The sequence below is a fragment of the Sulfurimonas sp. genome (assembly GCF_018698455.1).
GTDB lineage: Bacteria > Campylobacterota > Campylobacteria > Campylobacterales > Sulfurimonadaceae > Sulfurimonas.
On record NZ_JABIOQ010000006.1, the window covers coordinates 82630 to 101488 of the forward strand.

Annotated in this window: 25 protein-coding genes; 17 read left to right on the top strand and 8 right to left on the bottom strand. The window is 32.9% G+C overall.

Going from position 1 to position 18859, the window contains the following annotated elements:
• The first annotated feature begins 52 nt into the window (after positions 1–52).
• From HOG88_RS01100 to HOG88_RS01145, 10 genes are all read left to right on the top strand, one after another.
• Entirely contained in the window at positions 53–376 is a 324-nt protein-coding gene (locus HOG88_RS01100) for a metalloregulator ArsR/SmtB family transcription factor (RefSeq protein ID WP_295002244.1), read from the top strand.
• Positions 373–777 carry an arsenate reductase ArsC gene (locus HOG88_RS01105; protein WP_295002246.1) on the top strand — a complete coding sequence of 135 codons (405 nt, stop codon included), beginning with the start codon at positions 373–375 and terminating at the stop codon, positions 775–777. The genes HOG88_RS01100 and HOG88_RS01105 overlap by 4 nt, the downstream gene beginning before the upstream one ends.
• Positions 778–1722, top strand: a complete 945-nt coding sequence (locus HOG88_RS01110; protein ID WP_295002248.1) for a permease — start codon at positions 778–780, stop codon at positions 1720–1722. It abuts the gene before it with no gap.
• Between the two features lie 11 nt (positions 1723–1733).
• Positions 1734–2645 (top strand): cation diffusion facilitator family transporter, encoded by a 912-nt coding sequence (locus tag HOG88_RS01115; RefSeq protein ID WP_295002250.1) that lies wholly within the window; start codon positions 1734–1736, stop codon positions 2643–2645.
• 55 nt (positions 2646–2700) lie between these two features.
• On the top strand, positions 2701–2958 hold the full coding sequence (locus HOG88_RS01120) for a hypothetical protein (RefSeq protein ID WP_295002252.1): 258 nt from the start codon (positions 2701–2703) through the stop codon (positions 2956–2958).
• Positions 2959–3237: a type II toxin-antitoxin system RelE/ParE family toxin gene (locus HOG88_RS01125; RefSeq protein WP_295002254.1), complete on the top strand. Its 279-nt coding sequence runs from the start codon at positions 2959–2961 to the stop codon at positions 3235–3237.
• A 268-nt stretch (positions 3238–3505) separates the two neighbouring features.
• Complete coding sequence (locus tag HOG88_RS01130) at positions 3506–5056, top strand: hypothetical protein (RefSeq protein WP_295002256.1); 1551 nt, start codon at positions 3506–3508, stop codon at positions 5054–5056.
• A 3-nt stretch (positions 5057–5059) separates the two neighbouring features.
• Positions 5060–5974, top strand: coding sequence for an AraC family transcriptional regulator (locus tag HOG88_RS01135; protein ID WP_295002258.1), 915 nt, complete (start codon positions 5060–5062; stop codon positions 5972–5974).
• Complete coding sequence (locus tag HOG88_RS01140; protein WP_295002260.1) at positions 5971–6165, top strand: hypothetical protein; 195 nt, start codon at positions 5971–5973, stop codon at positions 6163–6165. Before HOG88_RS01135 ends, HOG88_RS01140 begins: the two co-directional genes overlap by 4 nt.
• The gene (locus HOG88_RS01145; protein WP_295002262.1) at positions 6162–6395 is read left to right on the top strand and encodes a thioredoxin family protein; all 234 of its coding nucleotides are present in this window, start codon (positions 6162–6164) and stop codon (positions 6393–6395) included. Before HOG88_RS01140 ends, HOG88_RS01145 begins: the two co-directional genes overlap by 4 nt.
• Here HOG88_RS01145 and HOG88_RS01150 read toward each other — a convergent pair.
• Complete coding sequence (locus tag HOG88_RS01150) at positions 6381–6578, bottom strand: hypothetical protein (RefSeq protein WP_295002264.1); 198 nt, start codon at positions 6576–6578, stop codon at positions 6381–6383. The genes HOG88_RS01145 and HOG88_RS01150 overlap by 15 nt on opposite strands.
• A gap of 113 nt (positions 6579–6691) precedes the next feature.
• The gene (locus tag HOG88_RS01155; protein ID WP_295002266.1) at positions 6692–6904 is read right to left on the bottom strand and encodes a response regulator; all 213 of its coding nucleotides are present in this window, start codon (positions 6902–6904) and stop codon (positions 6692–6694) included.
• A gap of 178 nt (positions 6905–7082) precedes the next feature.
• On the opposite strand from HOG88_RS01155, the gene HOG88_RS01160 reads away from it, so the two are divergent.
• Positions 7083–8699, top strand: a complete 1617-nt coding sequence (locus HOG88_RS01160; protein ID WP_295002329.1) for a YcaO-like family protein — start codon at positions 7083–7085, stop codon at positions 8697–8699.
• Here HOG88_RS01160 and HOG88_RS01165 read toward each other — a convergent pair.
• On the bottom strand, positions 8680–9036 hold the full coding sequence (locus HOG88_RS01165) for a hypothetical protein (protein ID WP_295002268.1): 357 nt from the start codon (positions 9034–9036) through the stop codon (positions 8680–8682). The two genes, HOG88_RS01160 and HOG88_RS01165, sit on opposite strands and share 20 nt — an antisense overlap.
• Positions 9037–9195: 159 nt before the next feature.
• On the opposite strand from HOG88_RS01165, the gene HOG88_RS01170 reads away from it, so the two are divergent.
• The 4 genes from HOG88_RS01170 (at position 9196) to HOG88_RS01185 (ending at position 10703) form a co-directional block, all read left to right on the top strand.
• Entirely contained in the window at positions 9196–9453 is a 258-nt protein-coding gene (locus HOG88_RS01170; protein WP_295002270.1) for a hypothetical protein, read from the top strand.
• A gap of 186 nt (positions 9454–9639) precedes the next feature.
• Complete coding sequence (locus HOG88_RS01175; protein WP_295002272.1) at positions 9640–9858, top strand: cold-shock protein; 219 nt, start codon at positions 9640–9642, stop codon at positions 9856–9858.
• 63 nt (positions 9859–9921) lie between these two features.
• Positions 9922–10188, top strand: coding sequence for a hypothetical protein (locus HOG88_RS01180; protein WP_295002274.1), 267 nt, complete (start codon positions 9922–9924; stop codon positions 10186–10188).
• Complete coding sequence (locus tag HOG88_RS01185; protein WP_295002276.1) at positions 10185–10703, top strand: 3'-5' exonuclease; 519 nt, start codon at positions 10185–10187, stop codon at positions 10701–10703. The genes HOG88_RS01180 and HOG88_RS01185 overlap by 4 nt, the downstream gene beginning before the upstream one ends.
• Position 10704: 1 nt before the next feature.
• On the opposite strand, the gene HOG88_RS01190 is transcribed toward HOG88_RS01185, so the two are convergent.
• Positions 10705–11181 carry a haloacid dehalogenase gene (locus HOG88_RS01190; RefSeq protein ID WP_295002278.1) on the bottom strand — a complete coding sequence of 159 codons (477 nt, stop codon included), beginning with the start codon at positions 11179–11181 and terminating at the stop codon, positions 10705–10707.
• Between the two features lie 63 nt (positions 11182–11244).
• Here HOG88_RS01190 and selD point away from each other — a divergent pair, with 63 nt between their 5' ends.
• Positions 11245–12279: a selenide, water dikinase SelD gene (gene selD, locus HOG88_RS01195; RefSeq protein WP_295002331.1), complete on the top strand. Its 1035-nt coding sequence runs from the start codon at positions 11245–11247 to the stop codon at positions 12277–12279.
• A gap of 1 nt (position 12280) precedes the next feature.
• Positions 12281–13369, top strand: coding sequence for a tRNA 2-selenouridine(34) synthase MnmH (gene mnmH / locus HOG88_RS01200; RefSeq protein WP_295002280.1), 1089 nt, complete (start codon positions 12281–12283; stop codon positions 13367–13369).
• A gap of 26 nt (positions 13370–13395) precedes the next feature.
• On the opposite strand, the gene HOG88_RS01205 is transcribed toward mnmH, so the two are convergent.
• From HOG88_RS01205 to HOG88_RS01220, 4 genes are read right to left on the bottom strand one after another with little or no spacing between them, the layout of a single operon-like run.
• Positions 13396–15576, bottom strand: coding sequence for a polyribonucleotide nucleotidyltransferase (locus HOG88_RS01205; protein ID WP_295002282.1), 2181 nt, complete (start codon positions 15574–15576; stop codon positions 13396–13398).
• Positions 15573–16229, bottom strand: coding sequence for a phosphoribosyltransferase (locus HOG88_RS01210; protein ID WP_295002284.1), 657 nt, complete (start codon positions 16227–16229; stop codon positions 15573–15575). Before HOG88_RS01210 ends, HOG88_RS01205 begins: the two co-directional genes overlap by 4 nt.
• Before the next feature lie 13 nt (positions 16230–16242).
• The gene (locus HOG88_RS01215; protein WP_295002286.1) at positions 16243–18408 is read right to left on the bottom strand and encodes an LPS assembly protein LptD; all 2166 of its coding nucleotides are present in this window, start codon (positions 18406–18408) and stop codon (positions 16243–16245) included.
• A complete protein-coding gene (locus HOG88_RS01220; RefSeq protein WP_295002288.1) occupies positions 18401–18850 on the bottom strand; it encodes an RDD family protein in 450 nt (149 codons plus the stop codon). The genes HOG88_RS01215 and HOG88_RS01220 overlap by 8 nt, the downstream gene beginning before the upstream one ends.
• Positions 18851–18859 lie beyond the last annotated feature (9 nt).

Sequence of the window (18859 nt, forward strand, 5' to 3'; positions counted from 1 at the left end):
TAATATATCAATATATATTGATATATTAGTTTACTTTAGATATACTCTAGATATGGACATATTTTTAAAAAGTGTATCAGCTTTAAATGATGAAACTCGAGTATTAATATTACGATTTTTAGATGAGTATGGGGAATCTTGTGTTTGTGATTTGCAAATTTCACTTGACATGATTCAGTCTCGACTTTCTCGTCATCTTAAAATTTTAAAAGAAGCAGGATTTATAAGAGTAGAGAGAAAAGGAACTTGGGCATACTACTCTATACGAAGCCCATTAGACAAGTTTAGAAGTGAAGCATTAGCAGAGATTAAATATCTCGATATAGAGTTGCCTCAACTGAAAAAAGTATCTGATATTGGAGAGTGCAAAGTATGAAAAAAAATGTATTAATTTTATGTACTGGAAATAGTTGTCGTTCTATCATGGGAGAAGCACTCATAAACGCGAAGCTAAGTGATTGTGTATTTGCTCAAAGTTCAGGAGTAAAAGCCAGTGGAACTGTAAACCCAAGGGCACAAGCATTATTAGAAAAAAAAGGTTATTGGAGAGATGAATATCACTCCAAAGTAATCCAGACGGTTTTAGATACTGCGTTTGATTTAATCATCACCGTGTGTGAGCATGCAAAAGAAACTTGTCCTATATTTCCTAAGGCCGTAAAAACAATTCATCTAGGCTTTGATGATCCAAGTGGTAAAGCCGAAGAAGAGTATGCTAAAACACTCAATTTAATTGAACAAGAGTTACTAGCAGTTGTTCAAAAGGAGCTTTGCTAAATGTGGCATGAACTCTCACGAGAATTTATTTATAACTTTGTAGGTTTAGAAGGGAAACTAGCAGATGCTTCTCACTTTTTTATCTATGACACTATAAAGATTTGGTTCTTACTTATCAGCATTATATTTGCTGTTTCTTTTTTAAGAACTTGGGTTAACACAGAATATGTTCGTGCTCACTTACAAGGAAAATCCTCAATGTATGGACATGTTGGTGCATCCCTTTTTGGAATAGTTACACCATTTTGCTCATGCTCCGCCATACCTCTATTCTTAGGATTTATTCAAGCACGAATTCCTATTGGAGTTACCTTTAGCTACTTAATTTCTGCACCTATGAACAACGAAATCGCAATCGCTATGCTGTTTGGCATCTTTGGATGGAAAGTGACTTCAATCTATATAGTTTTTGGTTTGAGTGTTGCCATATTTGGTGGTTGGCTCATAGGAAAATTAAACCTTGAAAAAGAGATCTTAATGGATGTCAAACCAATGGAGCAAAATCTTGAAGCTAGTTTAGTAATGTTGTCAGTTAAAGAGAGAGCTAACGAAGCTTGGGACTATACACTAGACATTTTCAAAAAAATATATATCTATGTCATGGTTGGTGTTGGTGTTGGTGCATGGATACATGGCTATATTCCAACTGATTTTATCGTGCAGTATACGGGAGAGGGCAATCCCTTTGCAGTTATATTTGCTGTACTTATGGGAATCCCTATGTACTCAAACGCAGCTGGCGTTATGCCGCTTGTCGAAGTACTTACAAGCAAAGGAATGTTACTTGGAACCGCACTAAGTTTTATGATGGCTGTTACTGCTCTGAGTCTACCCGAAGCACTTATACTCAAAAAGATTATTTCATTCAAACTTATAGGCATATTTTTTGGAATTGTAGGTAGTGGAATTATCGCTATTGGGTATCTATTTAATTTAATTTTATAAGGAGTTTAAGAATGTCAGAGCACCATCACCATCATCATGAAGTAAGTGGTAAAAACTTATTTTTAACAATCATTTTAAATATAATAATTACACTCTCACAAATAATAGGAGGTATCCTATCGGGTTCACTTGCTCTCTTAAGTGATGCCTTACATAACTTTAGTGATGTACTTGCACTTGTACTAGCATACTGGTCCAATCAAGTTGCGAAAAAAGACCCTACTGCTTCGAAAACATTTGGTTATAAACATGCAGAAATATTAGCAACTCTTTTTAATGCCACAACTCTTATAGGTATAGCAATTTATCTCATTATTGAATCACTCAGCAAATTGTTTAATCCACATAGTGTTGACTCTACTTTAGTCATTGGATTAGGGGTTCTTAGCATTGTACTTAATGCTCTGAGTGTCTTACTTGTTAAAGGTGATGCCGACAAAAGTATAAATATAAAAGCGGCATACCTGCACCTTCTCACTGATGTTATGACATCAGTAGCTCTTGTTATAGGCGGCTTACTAATGTACTACTTCAATATTTTTTGCATAGACCCTATAATCTCACTTCTTATAGCGTTTTATTTAATCAAAGCATCGTATTCCTTGCTCATAGAATCTATAAACATTTTAATGCAAGGGACACCCTCGGACATAGATATCCAGAGTATTAAAGAAAATGTAGAAAATTTTGAAGAGATTTTAAATATTCACCATTTACATGTTTGGAGACTCAATGATCACGAAATCCATATGCAAGCACATATAGATTTTAAAGAAAACCTCACACTTAGTAAAGCAAACGCGGTGTGTACAAAAATCCAAGAGAAGATACAAGATTTATATGGGATATCATACATTATTCTACAATCTGAGTATGCTCAGAATCATTCAAAAGATTTAATTCATAATCAAAAAGCCATATGATGATTTTCCATCAACCAAATAATGATATAATACCAAGTAAAAAGGAGATTATTAAATGCAAACAATACAAATTAATAACCCTGAAATAGAAAATTTTATATCTTCTCAATATGGCAATAATACTCAAGATTTACTAAGTGATTTTGTAAAATTTGTTAAATTATCATTGGATGATGGTTATCCCACAATTTCTAAAGATGAAGCAAGAAAAAGAGTAACACAAGCAGTTGAAGAAGTGAGAAATGGTGAAGCAGTACTTTTAACCCAAGAAGAGTATGACAAAGAAATGAATGAGTTTATGAAGTCATTGTAAATGCTTGTAATTAGAAAAAGAGAATATTTAACAGCACTAAAAGTTATATTGTCATTTATTTCAAAAGATAGTAGGAATAGAGCATTAAGCTTTAAAAGCCAACTTGATAATAAAATAAATAACTTAGTTAATTTTCCATATAAGTTTAAGCAATCAATAAACCATAATGATGAAAGTGTTAGAGACATGATTTTTAAAGGTTACACAATAACATATCTTATTGAGAATGATAAAGATAGAATTTCGGTACTTGATATTTATAAGTGGATAGATAAATAACTTTACCTTTCGTGAAGAACTAAAAAAATTAAATAGGGTTACACTAGAAATCTTCATTTTAAAAATAACTGCAATTTCCACATAATTTAACTAACTGATATTCAAATGAAATTTTCTTACTTTCAGGTTTGTATCTTCCGTATTTGAAAATTCATGAATGTATATAAAGTATATATGTAAGTACCTTTAGTTCCTTAAGTAAAATTTTAGCATAAATTTTATATGCTTGTTTTATGAAAAAAAGTATTATAAGTAAAAAGGATATATGATGCAGATGAAAACAATGGCAATAGCCCTAAGTAGTTTATTATTTATTGGTTGTGGTGGAGAGGGTACTTCCAATTCAACTACTACTGATTCAAATGTCACAGTAGATACGAATGTAACAGTGAGTGATGCTATTTTCCCCAAAGGTTTTGAGTTAACTTCTCTAAGTGTTCCTACACAAAATGCACTTCCACAAGCAGCTCCTACATTTAAGGCTGATCCTCTTCCAGAACTTTCAAGAATAGACAAAATTTTAAATGGTACTTTGCCACTTACTAATGTCTTTACACCTAATTTACTGTTTGCAACTTCCATAGATGCACAATGTTATGGTCCAAATTTACTCTACAAAAATAATCCAGATGTTAACACAACAAATAGTGGGGAACTTCCAAGTGGCGACTTAGGGATTTGGACATTAAATGAGGGAAATACTACACAGGCTTGTACAGCTGCACAGCTTGATGCTCGAATGAAAGGGGTAAAAGAACGCTCACTTGCAGGCTTGTTTTTACTTGCAGGTTCTTTAGACAGTATGTACGATGCAAATCTTAGTATCCCCTCTGTTGGTGCAGGCGTTTTAGATTTGACATCTTCTATGCCAACTGTACCCGATGTCTCATTTACAAGTGTTAGTTTGGAGCAAAATGCAACAGATGAGTATATTTATAAAATAGAATTTACATATACACGTTCTGCCGTAGACTATGATGTTAAATTTCAAACTGTACATAAGGGAACTTCTACTGGAGATGTGTATAAAGGACTTATGAGTTATGAGATAGAAGATACTATGAATGGTGGAAATTGTGGTACGGGTAGTAATGACATAACAAGAAAGGGGAGTCTACTTTATGAAAGAACATCACAAGATGACTTTAAGGTAGATGCAAGAGAAGCTGATTTTTGTTCGCATAGTTTTGCAGGCGGATTTGATGTAAATAAAATTTTAAACGCTAGTGATACTTATAACGTAACAACAAACCCAGATGGATGGGGAAATAACTATAACCGTTTTATAGCTAATTATAAAAAGAGTAACAAGTCTGGTCAATACTCTTATGTATGGCAAGCAGGGCCACAAGATAGCCATAGTAGAGTTTTACAAATAGATTTAAATAACCATACTCCAGTAGATGGTGAATCGTACTTTGGTTATGGTGCTCAAGTCTTCGATACAAATGCTACATTTGGTGAGAATTTAGGTCTTATTTGTAATTGGGCTGGACCAGGTGCGCAACATTCACCTACTTTTTATGGGCAAAGACAGTTTTTAACTTTTAACACAACAAATAAGTTTTTTGAAACTCCTTTAGGGGGTTCAGATATAACATATGCACCTACAAACTCATGTAAATATGATGGAAGTGCAAGTTTTACTTACGATAGAGACTTAAGTGGTGCTATTGATAGTGCTGATATTTCTGTAGTAAAAGTGGGTGCTGTGAGTACTGAGTTAGAGTTTGATTTATTTGAAGGAAATTCAACTACACCTATTGCACAAAAAATACTAAGTAGAGGTGCAAACTTACCAGTAGAACCTACATGGTAAGAGATGAAAACACTTACTCTTTTAAATATAGCTCAAAGTTTAGAAACATATAAATCTTTACATGCTAAGAATCCATCCTTTGGGATGGATATGTATGATGAAGAGTTTGAGCCTTATGGTTTTGTAATTTTACAAAACAATGGTGGAGGGAGGAAGGGTATTCCTATTCGGTGTAGTCACTACACTTTAATTCTTACTTTGAGTGGTGGTTCTTTCCGTCATGTAAACCAATTTACTTATGAAATAAAATCACATAGTTTACACTTACTTGTTCCAGGGTCTATACATTCCTTTGAAGATACAAGTGATGATTCACAATCTTTTGTGATTTTATTTGATGAGGAATATTTATCTTTGGATGAAAAAAACCTTTTAGCCTTTCATAAGGAGCATCTTCAATTTGTGGATTTACAAGGAATACTTTTTAAAAGAATCTTAGATATTTACGAACAATTAAACTTAGAATATAAAAATAAAAAGAGCCACTACAAAGAAATAGGACAAACGCTTCTTACCCAAATACTGTACTTACTTAAACGTGAAAAACTCTCCAAGCCAAGAATAGAATTTCAAAACAGAGCAGAACAGATAACGAGTGAGTTTTTATGCCTTATAGAAGAACACTTCTACAATCTAAAAAGTGTTCAAGAGTATGCTGACATACTTGAACTGACTCCTAAACATTTAAGTGAAACCATTAAAAAAACATTAGATACATCAGTATTATTTTTGATACACCAAAGAGTTATGAAAGAATTACAATACCTTTTGTCGTATACAAGTATGAGTATAAAGCAAATTATATCTATTCTTAGTTTTGAAAATTCATCTGACTTAGGGCGTTTCTTTAAACGCTATGAGGGAGTAAGTCCCAAAGTGTATAGAATGCAAAATACATTAGGAAAAGAGATAGGATGACAAGAAGAGACTTTTTACAAACGACAGCTATTTTCTCAGGAACTTACCTTTTAGCAAAAGATATTAATAGAGATGAAAATATGAGGTATTTTATGCCAAAAGAGAGTGCTTTACATAAACAAACATGGATAGCATTTGTAGCCAATAAGAATATTTGGCACTCTTACCAAATAGATGAGGAAAATAGATGAAAATAGAAGTATTAGGAACGGGTTGTAAAAAGTGTACAGAACTTGAAAATGTTGTCAAAATGGCAATTGCAAAAAGTGGAAAATTTGTACAGCTTGAAAAAGTAGATGATATTATGAAGATAATGGCATACCAAGTGGTAAGTACACCAGGACTTGTCATAGATGGTAAAGTAGTAAGCACTGGCAAAGTTCTTAGTATAGACGAAGTGTTAGTATTAATGAACGGCTAAAGTATTGTAAGAGACTATCTTAGCCCCTTTAGAGAGTAATTCACTTTTAGCATTCCTTGGTGCGTTTGGAGCGGGAAGCATCACAGCTATCGCACCCTGCTCTCTTGTGTCAGTTCCATTACTAGTTGGGACTTCCGTAGCTTTAAATAAAGACTTAGAAGGGAAGAAAAAAGCATTATACATCTATGCATTTGCAACACTTTTTGCATTAGGGGTAATGATAAGTTTTTCAATTTTAGGTTTTATCGTTGCAAAGTTTGGGGGATTTTTCTCCATTGCTCCAATGTCCGCATATATCAAAGTATCATGTCTACAAAAGATACACCATCCATTCCTGCTAGCTCCACTGAGGAGATAATTAAATCGACTCCTGAATCTTCTATATATTCTAGTGCTTCATTACTATTTTCAAAACTTTGAATATTGTGACTATCTATGTTTATATCGTTTAATAATTCTTCTACTTTTATACGAGCAGTTTCACTAGCATCTAAAATGATTATATTCAAAACTAGTCCTTATTTTAATACTTCATTTTAGCTCAAGAAATATTTATTCTATCTTTGTAATATACTCTAGTTTATATATTCAGTCATTAATTGTATATATCTGACTGTTATATGGACACCTAGAGCTATGCAACATTTAGATATCATTCGTGTACAAATCAAACTAGGATATATTATCATGAATCTACTATCTAAAAATGCACCCTTAGAAGAGTCAATTAAAACAATGAAAGCAGTTTTAGATGATGTTGGATGTAAAACAAATTTTTCTTTCGAGAAACATCCTCTTGATAATTGCTACTCCGTAAACCTTAGCTCAGTTGAAGCACCCCGCCACATATACTCAAATGGTAAAGGTATCGTCTCAGATGCATCTGTTGCAAGTGCTTTAGGTGAATACATTGAGAGACTACAAACAAATAATTTTTTCATAGACTTTTATTTACCTAACAGAAAGTATTACCCTGATGAAATTGCTTTTGAGTTCGGAGGTGAATACCTCAACGATGAACTCTTTAAAATTTATAATCCCTCGAAGGAGCTAAACCCTGAAGATTTAGTTGATTATAATAGCGATTACGAAGACAAAGTAGTCGCACTTCCTTTTATAAAACAATCTAATAATGAAAAAACATACATACCTATTAATATACTTAGTAATCTATATGTTAGTAATGGTTTAGCAACAGGTAACACTGCGTTAGAAGCAAAAGTTCAAGCCTTAAGTGAAATTTTTGAACGCTACTCGAAGATAGAAATCATTAAAAATGGATATGCTCTTCCTAAGTTCCCCGAGGAATTACTACAATCTTTTACTAGACTCAATAAAGATGTAGTAAAACTTAGAGAACTCGGATATATTATAGAAGTATTAGATGCTTCACTTGGTGGAAAATTTCCTGTTACTGCCATTTCTCTTATAAACCCTAAAACCTCAACACTATTTGTCTCCTTTGGAGCACATCCTATTTTAGAAGTTTCTTTAGAGAGAACTATGACAGAACTCATGCAAGGTCGCTCATTAGATGACTTAGATGGCTTTGCTGTACCTACATTTGACATGAGTTTGGTTTCAGACAGTTTTAACCTTGAGTCTCACTTTATAGACTCTAATGGAAAGTTAGGTTTTGGATTTTTAAGTTCTAAAAAAAGCTTTGAGTACTCTGCCTGTGACTACCATGGTAAAAAAAGTGAAGATGAGTACAACTACCTTACAGATATACTTAAAAGTATGGACAAAGAGATGTATCTCAGAGAGTATGACTACCTTGATTTTTACTCATGCCAGATGATAGTTCCAAGTGTATCTGAAGTCTATCCTATCGAAGATATGATTTATAACAACAAAAACAACGGAAAACTCATAAGAGATATGGTTTTAAACTTTAAAGATTATGACCCAGAAGATATTTTGATAAATATAGAATCTCTTGAAGAATCTTTAAATATTGAAAAATATATCGGTGTTATATTTAAAAATAATTTTAATATGGGTGAGTTTAAAGCACATGTACTTTTAATGCTCAAAGATTTTGACGAGGCTCTTGAGCTTTTAGAATATGGAAGCAATCAACTCGGACACATTATAGTTGAACTTGCTCGGATGGAAAGTTTAGAGAAAGATTTAGGAGAATATGAAGAAGGACTTAACAATGTTTTCACAGAAGAAAAAGTGCAAAAAGCACTTAGAATTTTAGATGGAGATGACTTTTTAATAGATGTCACACTTCATCAAGACTATGAAAATATGCTTGAAATGTATGACAAACTAGAAATTAAAAAGACATTTTCTTAAAGTCATTTACACCTTTTTGAGTGAGTACAAGAGTAAGACCGTCTTCTTGTACCTCTACATATCCATCTTTGTTAAGCTCACGTATTGCTATTTCTAGTGAGTTTTCTTGTTTTGAATTCAGTTGAGTGATAATATTTCTAACAATATCTTGCTTACTCATCACATAACCAACTCTATTGTGATTTTTAAACCAGTTACTAAACATCTGTTTTACCTGATTTTTGTAATTCACTTCTCCGTTGCTTTTTGGAGGAGCTTTTCTTTGTTTATTGTGAGGAGTTTTAGCTTCACTTGGTTTATCTGATGCTTTATAATTTTTTTTAGGAGAGGGTTTCATCTTGCACCTTTAAATTGTACTATATTTTTAATTTCGGCATTATCCCATAATCTTACTTAATAGAGAAGATTTAAAAGCCTCTAAATAGTGGATAATCATAATTTATCATCAGGTATCTTATCATTTTTAGTATAATGTTTTAAAAATATTGGAAATATAATGAACGAGATCAAACTATCAGTAGATGATAAAAACTTAGAAGTAGTACTAACTTTACTAAATAACTTAAAAGATGGATTAATTACAAATATCCAAACAAATACTAAATCTTTTAAAAAACGTACTACACAATACCAACCAAAGACAAATACTATCATCAGGGAAGAGGATTCTGGGACTAATGATAGTAGTGGTAAATATATCAATCCAGCATCATATAGACACAAAATACGAAATAAAACACCAAAAGCACACTAAGAACACAAATATTTTGGTCTTTATATTTTATTTAGCTATACTGTGATTAATAAAAGATGATTTAAGTTCCATCTTTCGTTTGCTTTATATTGATGACTTCTTGTTAACAGTACAGACACCTTAAGAAAAGCTTTACATTAGATTTTAAAAATGCAGCAATTTGCTGTACTCAAACAAGGAATTACAATGGCAACATTATCAAACGGAACAGTTAAATGGTTCAACAGCGAAAAAGGTTTCGGTTTTATCGAACCAGAAGATGGCAGTAAAGATGTATTTGTACACTTTCGTCAAGTAAACAGCAATGGTCACGAACGTGTATCACTAGACGAAGGTCAAAAAGTGACTTTCGAAGTTGGTCAAGGTGACAAAGGTCCACAAGCAGAAAACGTTACAGGTCTGTAATTTTTATTTCAAGTAGCTTTTTGCTACTTGACTGTCTCTCTCAAATATCGATATGATGTCATTATGAAAATGATCTCACTCACACTTTTAACCCTCCTAACAACAACTTTACTTTCAGATAAAAACTGGATTCAAATCGAACCCCTAAATAAAACTCAAACAGCTCCACAAAAAACTAAACACGACATCAACCTATCTAAAATACTACCTATAAATAATATGATGCAAAAAGCTTCAATTATTAAACAACTTATAGATGCAACAAGCACAAAGAAAAAAGAACCTACAAATAATAAAAATTGGATTGCATTAAATAAGGATAATCAATGATAATACTAGACTTTGAGACCAACTCATCTAATGTTCATGATGTCATAGAAGTGGCTGCTTTTCGTGTCCAACTCGTAAATGATGAATATAAAATCCTAGATACCTTTCATCGTTACTATTTTTCAGAGTATGAAGTAAATCCTCATGCACTCGCTGTACATAAACTCTCTCCAGAGAGACTAGCAAGACTAAGAAAAGATGTGGATTATGTAGAATATTTTGAAGAAGACAGAGACTTTGTAGAATTTTGCAAAAATGCCACAACCTTAGTTGCTCACAATATATCATTTGAATTAAGACATATTGGAGATTTGGTCTCCTTTGACAATCATTTTTGTACGATGAAAGAGAATAAAAAGATCGTTAAAGCCACTAACGTTAAAGGTAATCTAAAAAACCCTAAACTTATTGAAACTTGTGCATATTATAATATTGACTTTGATGATGAACAGTACCACAGTGCTATATATGATACCACTAAAACACTAGAGATTCTAAATATGATGCCTAAGTAGTTTACTCTCTCAAAGTTGCTATGAGACGTTTTGTATTTAAAAATAGCTCTAATGCATCATTTATAGATTTACAAATCAAGTCACTTTTCATCATGCTTTTCGTACTACAACCCTCATCTCCAATAATAGAAATTCCAATTTCTGCCAATTCTATCATTTGCATATCATTGTTTCCATTTCCAATTGCCGCACAATTTGTTGCATTTAAACTTTGAACATAATTTGCTTTTTCAAGAGTATGATTGTCGCTTTTAAGTGTTTTAACACAAACATCAAAACCTTTTAGCTCTCTATTTACACTTCCAAATGTATCTGCTGTTATCACATGCACTTTGAATCTAGTTGTTAATTTCGGCAAGATTATCTTTACTTCATCTTTTAAAATACCATCTTTAGCTATTGTCCCATTGTAATCCAGAACGATATGAATAAGTTTAATCGTCTTATAATTAGGTATCTCTATTATTGTCTCTTGCATTGTTGCCCTTCTTAAACTCAATTGAGATAAAATATGAAAAATAACTCTCATTGGACATTATACATTATGAAAGACGTAAAATTAACACAATATAGTCATGGTGCAGGCTGTGGTTGTAAAATATCACCTAAACTTCTCGACAGTATTTTAAAAAGCTCGAGAGAAACTATTGTTTATCCTGAGTTATTAGTTGGAAACTCTACAAAAGATGATGCCGCTGCGTTTGACTTAGGAAATGGTACTTCTGTTTTAAGTACTACAGATTTTTTCATGCCAATTGTTGATGATCCTTTTACATTTGGAAGAATTGCTGCGACAAACGCCATCAGTGATATTTATGCCATGGGTGGAAATCCTCTTATGGCAATTGCTATTTTTGGCTGGCCTGTTGATAAGCTTGATGCTGATGTAGCTCGTGAAGTCATAGATGGTGGTCGCTCAGTTTGTGAAGAAGCTGGAATCCCCTTGGCTGGAGGACATAGTATTGACTCACCTGAACCAATATTTGGTCTTGCTGTAACAGGAATGGCTGATAACAAGCACCTTAAACGCAACAATACTGCCCAGGTGGATAGTGAAATATTTCTTACAAAACCTATTGGAATTGGTATTTTAACAACTGCCCAAAAACAAGGGAAAATTGAGGAAGATGACATTAACATTGCCATTGATGCAATGTGCCAACTTAATAAAATTGGTGCAGAAATTTCTAAACTTGAAGGAGTTAGTGCCATAACTGATGTAACTGGATTTGGACTACTCGGACATTTAAGTGAAATTTGCGAAGGGAGTGACATAAGTGCAAAAATTATTTACGAATCTGTACCACTTCTTAAAAATGTAAAAAAATATTTAGATATGGGTTGTGTACCTGGTGGAACTCGTCGTAATTTTGACAGTTACGGACACAAAATTTCAAGTATGACTTTAGAGCAAGAAAATATTTTATGTGATGCACAAACATCTGGTGGACTTTTATGTGTTGTAAGTAAAGATACAGTCAAAGAATTTTTAGAACTTACAAAAGAAGCAGGCTTGGATTTAACTCCAATTGGAACAACTCATAAACGCGGTGAATTTTTTATAGAGGTCGCTTAATTTGTCTCTCTTAACAGATGATTTTCGTTCTATTGTTATAAATAACACTCCTTTACTTGATGTTCGTGCACCAGTTGAATTTACTCAAGGCTCATTTGTAAATGCAGTAAATTTCCCTATATTAACCGATAAAGAGAGAGAACTTGTCGGTATAAGATATAAAGCAAATGGAAACGCTGCTGCTATGGTCCTAGCCGAAGAGCTCATAAAGCAAACAGGTAAGCAAGAGAGAGTACTTCAATGGAGGGCATTCATAAAAGAGAACCCTTCTGCCCTTTTGTACTGCTTTAGAGGTGGACAGCGTTCAGGTATCGCTCAAGCTTGGTTAGAAGAAGAAGGTATTGCCATAACTAGGCTCAATGGTGGATACAAAAAATTTCGTAATTTTCTTATGGAAGAGTCCGAGAGAATCAGCTCTAAACTAGACACTATCATCATCGGTGGAAGAACTGGTTCTGGTAAAACTATACTTCTTTTAGAAGTTGAAAATATGATTGATCTCGAAGGATTAGCAAACCATAGAGGTTCTTCTTTTGGAAATTTTGCTCTCTCTCAACCTGCACAAATTGATTTTGAAAATAATTTAGCCTATAAGCTCATACAGTTTGAAGAAAAAGGTTTTTCTAAACTTGTTATTGAACATGAGAGCCACCATATTGGAAGAGCTTTTATACCTAAACCAGTATTTCACAACTTGATGGCTGGCAATCTTGTTATTTTAGAAACACCAATGGATGTAAGAGTAGATATAACTCACAATGAATATGTTACAGAGGCAATTAACTCATATACCAAAATGTATGGTGATGATGGCTTTAAAGAGTGGAGTGATGATGTTAACAAGAGTTTGGAGAAAATCAAAAAAAGATTGGGGAGTGAACTTCATATCGAATTAAAAAAAATGTTTGATGAAGCTAATCAACAGTATTTACTAAATAGAGATATTGTACTTTATAAAAAGTGGATAGAAAAACTTTTAGTAAACTATTATGATCCGATGTACGATTACCAGATCAAACAAACTGCCATTCCAATCGTTTTTAGAGGGAATGAAAAAGAAGTTCTAGCCTATATAAAATCTCAAGACTAAAAAGTAGTGAGTTTTATATAAAAAATCTATGCACGGCCTAAAGAAATTTTATTGCCTTTGAACTCTAAAATTTCAACTGAGATTTTATCACCTTCAGTCAATACATCAGATACTTTTTCAACTCTTTGATCTGAAATTTTAGATATATGGATAAGTCCATCAGTTCCATCAGGTAACTCTATAAATGCACCAAAATCGACAATACGCTTTACAGTTCCTTCATATTTGTCCCCTACTTCATACTTTATCTTAGCAATTTTTGGAGTATTTACTATGTTTTCAATATGTCCACGAGCACCAGATACACCAGTTTTATTTTTACCAGTGATTTTTACTTTTCCATCTTTTTTGTCAATGTCAATTGCAACTTCAAATTTCTCAATCATCTCACGGATAGTTTTACCAGCTTGACCGATAACTTCACCGATAAAACTTGGATCTATATGAAAAAAGTCAACACTTGGTAAAACACCATCATTAAACTCTATCTCTTTCTCTGCATCTAACATAATGTCAATGATGTGAGAACGACCTTCTTTTGCTTGATACAGTGCTTCTTTAAGTATTTCAAGACTTACACCACCAAGTTTTATGTCCATTTGCATTGCAGTGATTCCATCTTTAGAACCAGTTACTTTAAAGTCCATATCTCCATCATGGTCTTCAAGTCCATTGATATCTGAAAGGATTGCATACTTACCTGCATCACTAACCATACCCATAGCTATCCCAGCTACAGTGTCAGTTGTGTCAAAATCTGCTGCTTTAAGAGCCATATAACCACCACAAACAGTAGCCATTGATGAAGAACCATTAGATTCCAATATTTCAGATACTAAACGCACTGTTTGGCCATCTAAATCAACTATTGGATCTAGTGCACGTTTTGCTAAGTTTCCATGACCAAGTTCACGACGCTTTGTTCCCATAACAGGAGAAGCTTCACCAACTGAAAAACCTGGAAAATTATAATGCACCATAAAGTTTTCGTTCTGAGTACCACTTTCTGTAAGTGACTCAAACATTTGTGCATCTTTAGGTCCACCCATAGTAAGGACTACTAAAGCCTGCGTTTGACCACGAGTAAAGAGACATGATGAGTGTGCATTTGGAAGTACATTTGTAGCTATACTAATAGGTCTAACCTCTGTTAAAGTACGGCCATCAGCACGAACATTCTCATTTAAAATTTGAGCACGAACTTCCGCTTTTTTAACACTGTCTATTGCATCTTTTAACTGAACTTCATTTTCAACTGTTGCCCATTCTTCTTTAAGTGTAAGTATAGATTTTCGGAGTGTTCTCAAAGCTGTAGAGCGTTCTGATTTTGCCATTTGTTTCATCGCGTTTGCAATATCACTAAGGTGATTATCTTTTACATATGAAACCATTTCAGAGTTAAGAGTATGTGCTTTAAGATCAGTAGAGACTACATCTTTTTTAAATGCTGCAAATTCATTCTCATATTTTGCATTTGATGCGAAAAGTGCTTCTTGAGTTTTCTCAAAAACTTCTATAAGTTCATCTTCATTCATCGCGTTAGAAACATGAGAACTCATAACAGCCCCACTCATAGCTGGATCTAACATAGGATCAATGATCATATCAGTCACTTCTATCTTTTCTCCACCAAAACTACGCATTTCTATCATAAGTAAGTCATCTTTAGTTCCAGAAAGATACAGGTCTAAAGTAGAGTCTTTTAACTGAGAAAGTGTAGGATTTATAACTAATTCACCATCTACTTTTGCAGTACGAACAGCAGATACAGAAGTATTAATATCAATATCTGAAGTAAAAAGAGCCGCTGATGCTGCGTTTAAAGCTAGAACTTGTAAATCAGATTCACTATCAGCTGAAAAAGTCATAATAGTAATCTGAGTAGGATGTCCAAATCCTTTTGGAAAAAGTGGACGAAGTGAGCGGTCAACTATGCGAGAAGTAAGTGTTTCAAAGTCACTTGGTTTTGTTTCGCGTTTAAAGAAACCTCCTGGGATTTTTCCAACTGCATATGTTTTTTCAATATACTGAACAGTTAAAGGTAAAAAGTCCTCTTTAACTATCTCAGTTTCATTAATCACTACAGTTGCTAAAATTACTGTTTTCCCTGACTTTATCCATGCAGAACCATTTGCTTGTTTTGCAACATCACCAAAAGAGTAGGACTCTTCTCTATTTTCTAACTCTAAATTTACATCATATTTCATTTGTTTTCCTCTAATAATTTTTCTATTGTTTCGTCTTCTATCTTTTCTAATTCTTTATAATAAAGTGATGTTTCAACATAATCATCTATTTCATGCAAAAAGAATATATCATCTACAAAACTCTCTAACTCTTCTAGTATATCACTTGGGATTACAGGAACAGCAATATATACCGCCTTAGGTTCTTGCACTAGTATGGTTTTAAGAGCCGTCATAAACTTACTACCACTCTCACTACCCTCATCAACTAAAAGAACTACTCTATCTTTCATCGAAGGAAAAGGATGCCCTTTTCGGTACTTGTAAATAGAACTTAAAATTTTCTCTTCATGCTTGCGGTGTGCTTCTCCATAAATATAATCATATTTAATCTCAAAAGAGTTCACAAGTCTTTCATTTATAACAAGTTCTTCACTCTCACTGACACGTGCCACTTCACATTCATCGTTATTAGGAGCATAAATAGCTTCTAAAAATAGTATATTTAGAGGATTTTTTAATTTTCCCTTTATACTAGCACCAATCGCTAAACCACCATTGGAAACAGCTATAATATCCCAAGATTCTTCTTTTAGCCTTGCCATTGGAATAATCTCTTTGAGCTTTTGAGCTGCATCTTCTCTATCAACAATAAAATTTTTATATCTTCTCATAAAAAGACTTCTCCTACTCTTGAGGTAACTGATATGTTAAAAATGAAGCTGAATTAGACTGCATTAATGGTTTAAGAACTATAGTGACATAGATATACTTATCATAAATAGAAGAACTTGTTGAAGAACCTGTTGAAGAACTTGTCGTTAATATAGGTCGATTATTTTCACTATATTTGATTCCAAAATCCCAACATCTTTTCTTATAAGTAAGCCCAATCGCCAAACTCTTCGCCTCTTCTCTTTCCATATCATAACTATATTGTCCACTAAAAAAGTAACTGCTCTTATAAGTATAGCTTAGAGTAGATGTTAAATAACTTGTATACTGCTCAGGTGATTCAATGAAACTATTTTTATAAAGATGCGAAACTCCAAGATTAGCTCCATAGTTACTCAAAGTCGCGCTATTAAATACTTTTGAAAATTGATCTTTTTCATAATTGTAAAACATATTATTATAAAACTTTAGATAATTAGTCGGCCTTATCTCTAACTCATTTTCAAGTTCACCATATCTATCTGCAACTTCTCCATAAGATATACGTTGTGCTAGTCTATGATATAAAATTTCCTCAGACGATTCATTATATAAATACTGGACTACATCTATCTGTGCTTCCTCTTGAACTGCTGAAATATTATAAAACTCGCACTGTCTACTATCTATATTTAATATATTTGAACAAAACTCATCGTTATCATCATAAAAGCCATTCTTACTCTCTGTTCCAGCTTTCTTATAAGAAACTCCAAGTCCTACAAAATGTGTCACATCCTCATATGCACGAGTAAGTTCACTATTTAAAGAAACAGTATGATAATTTCTTAAAATATACCCATCATTATAATCAACTCCTGTTATATCAGTATCTTCAGTACCACTAAACTTTGAATGCTGTACATAAACATTTGCCCTATATTCAATATTTAAGTATTCATCAAAAAGTGGTGTTTGTAAAGAAATAGGAATATTGAGATCTGTCTGAATAACTTTTTTATTTATACTTCTTGTTATATTCTTAGATTTGACATCTAAAGAGTAAAGTAAATGGTTTTTCAAAAGTGCATCAATATAATAATGATATTGTAAAGATGGAAGTTTTTGTGCAGTATCATCGTTACTTGGCAGGATTAAAGATTGGTAATACTTAAGATATGTGCCTACATAATTATCATTTGTATTATAAAACATATTTACACGCGATAGTAACTGTGTTGCAGTAGAGTTATTTTGTGTATCATTTGAAGAAAGATTTATATAATCTACATCATTCATGTGACTTATATCTATATATATGCCCGATTGTCCTGAAAATTCAGTACCAAGCCATTGATTGATAAAGTCGCTATTTACATAATTAAAATCAAAACCAAAGTGTGAATCATTTTGCAGTTCATTCTGCTCAAAATACTCTTTATTCTCTTTAAAGTAACCCGTACTAAACTGACCATGAGAAATTTTTGAATCTACAAAATTAGTTGTTTGATAGATTCCATATCCACGAGATGTTCTTAACTGAGGTCTAATCTCTGTATCCCACCAATTATACTCGGCAATGTAAAGAGGTTGTTCATAAAATGTGCCTTCCTGGTCAGAAACTCCTAACGATGGCATTAAAAGTCCTGAACGTCTTGTCGTGTCAAGAGAATATCCAAAATATGGAGTATATAAAACAGGTACACTTCCTATATAAAGTCTTGTATTGTAAAGGTTCATCCATTTAGTTTTTGAGTTATACTCAGAGGAACTAAATTCCATCTTCCAAAGTGGGTCTAAGGGATCACATCCACTCAAACTTCCAGAACTAATTTTTATATCATTTTCTTTTGAAGTTCCTTCTTCTCCACTAATCCATACTTTGGATTTAAGTTCAGACATATAGAATGGTTCAAATGTTTTTTCTTTTTTAGCAATATTGAGTTTTGCATATTTACCAAGAATTTTATAATCGCGTCCCTTAGTTACTCTAATATTTTCAAATAGTTCTAAATCACCACTTGTTTTATTATAAATAGCCCTCTGCGCACTTAAAACATAATCTTTATAGATTACACTAACCCCTCCCCTCGCTTCTACAGTTGAATCTTTAGTATCCATCGAGGAGGCATATATTTCTACTTTATCCATTGCATAAAGATTTAAAAAGAGTGTGAAGAGAAAAAGAAGTTTAAGCATCTACAACCAGAGTTCTTGCTGTTTTATCATGCCATGCTTGGCGAGATGGGTCTAACATTCCCCATAAGAAACCAAGATATAAAATTGTTTCACTCAAAATGCGTACAGATGAGCGATTAAGAGATACTAAAACATTTGGATTTGCCACAGTTTTAAGTTCGATAACTCTTATTTTCATCGCCATTTTCCCTAAAGTAGCACCATATTGCATTACAAAAAATGCTTGGTAAATAAACTTCATCATCATGTACTCTAAAACAAAACTGTTTGTAAGGTTTATCATTTCTTCCATTGTTTGAGCATTTACAAAAGAATCCCACAGAGCAAATATCAGTAAAAGTGAAAGTAATGTTTCATCTATCATAAACGCCACTGCTCTTTTCTTTATAGGTGCCAAGACTATACTTTCTCTATGAAGTAATGTTTCTATATCTTCATTCAAATTTATATC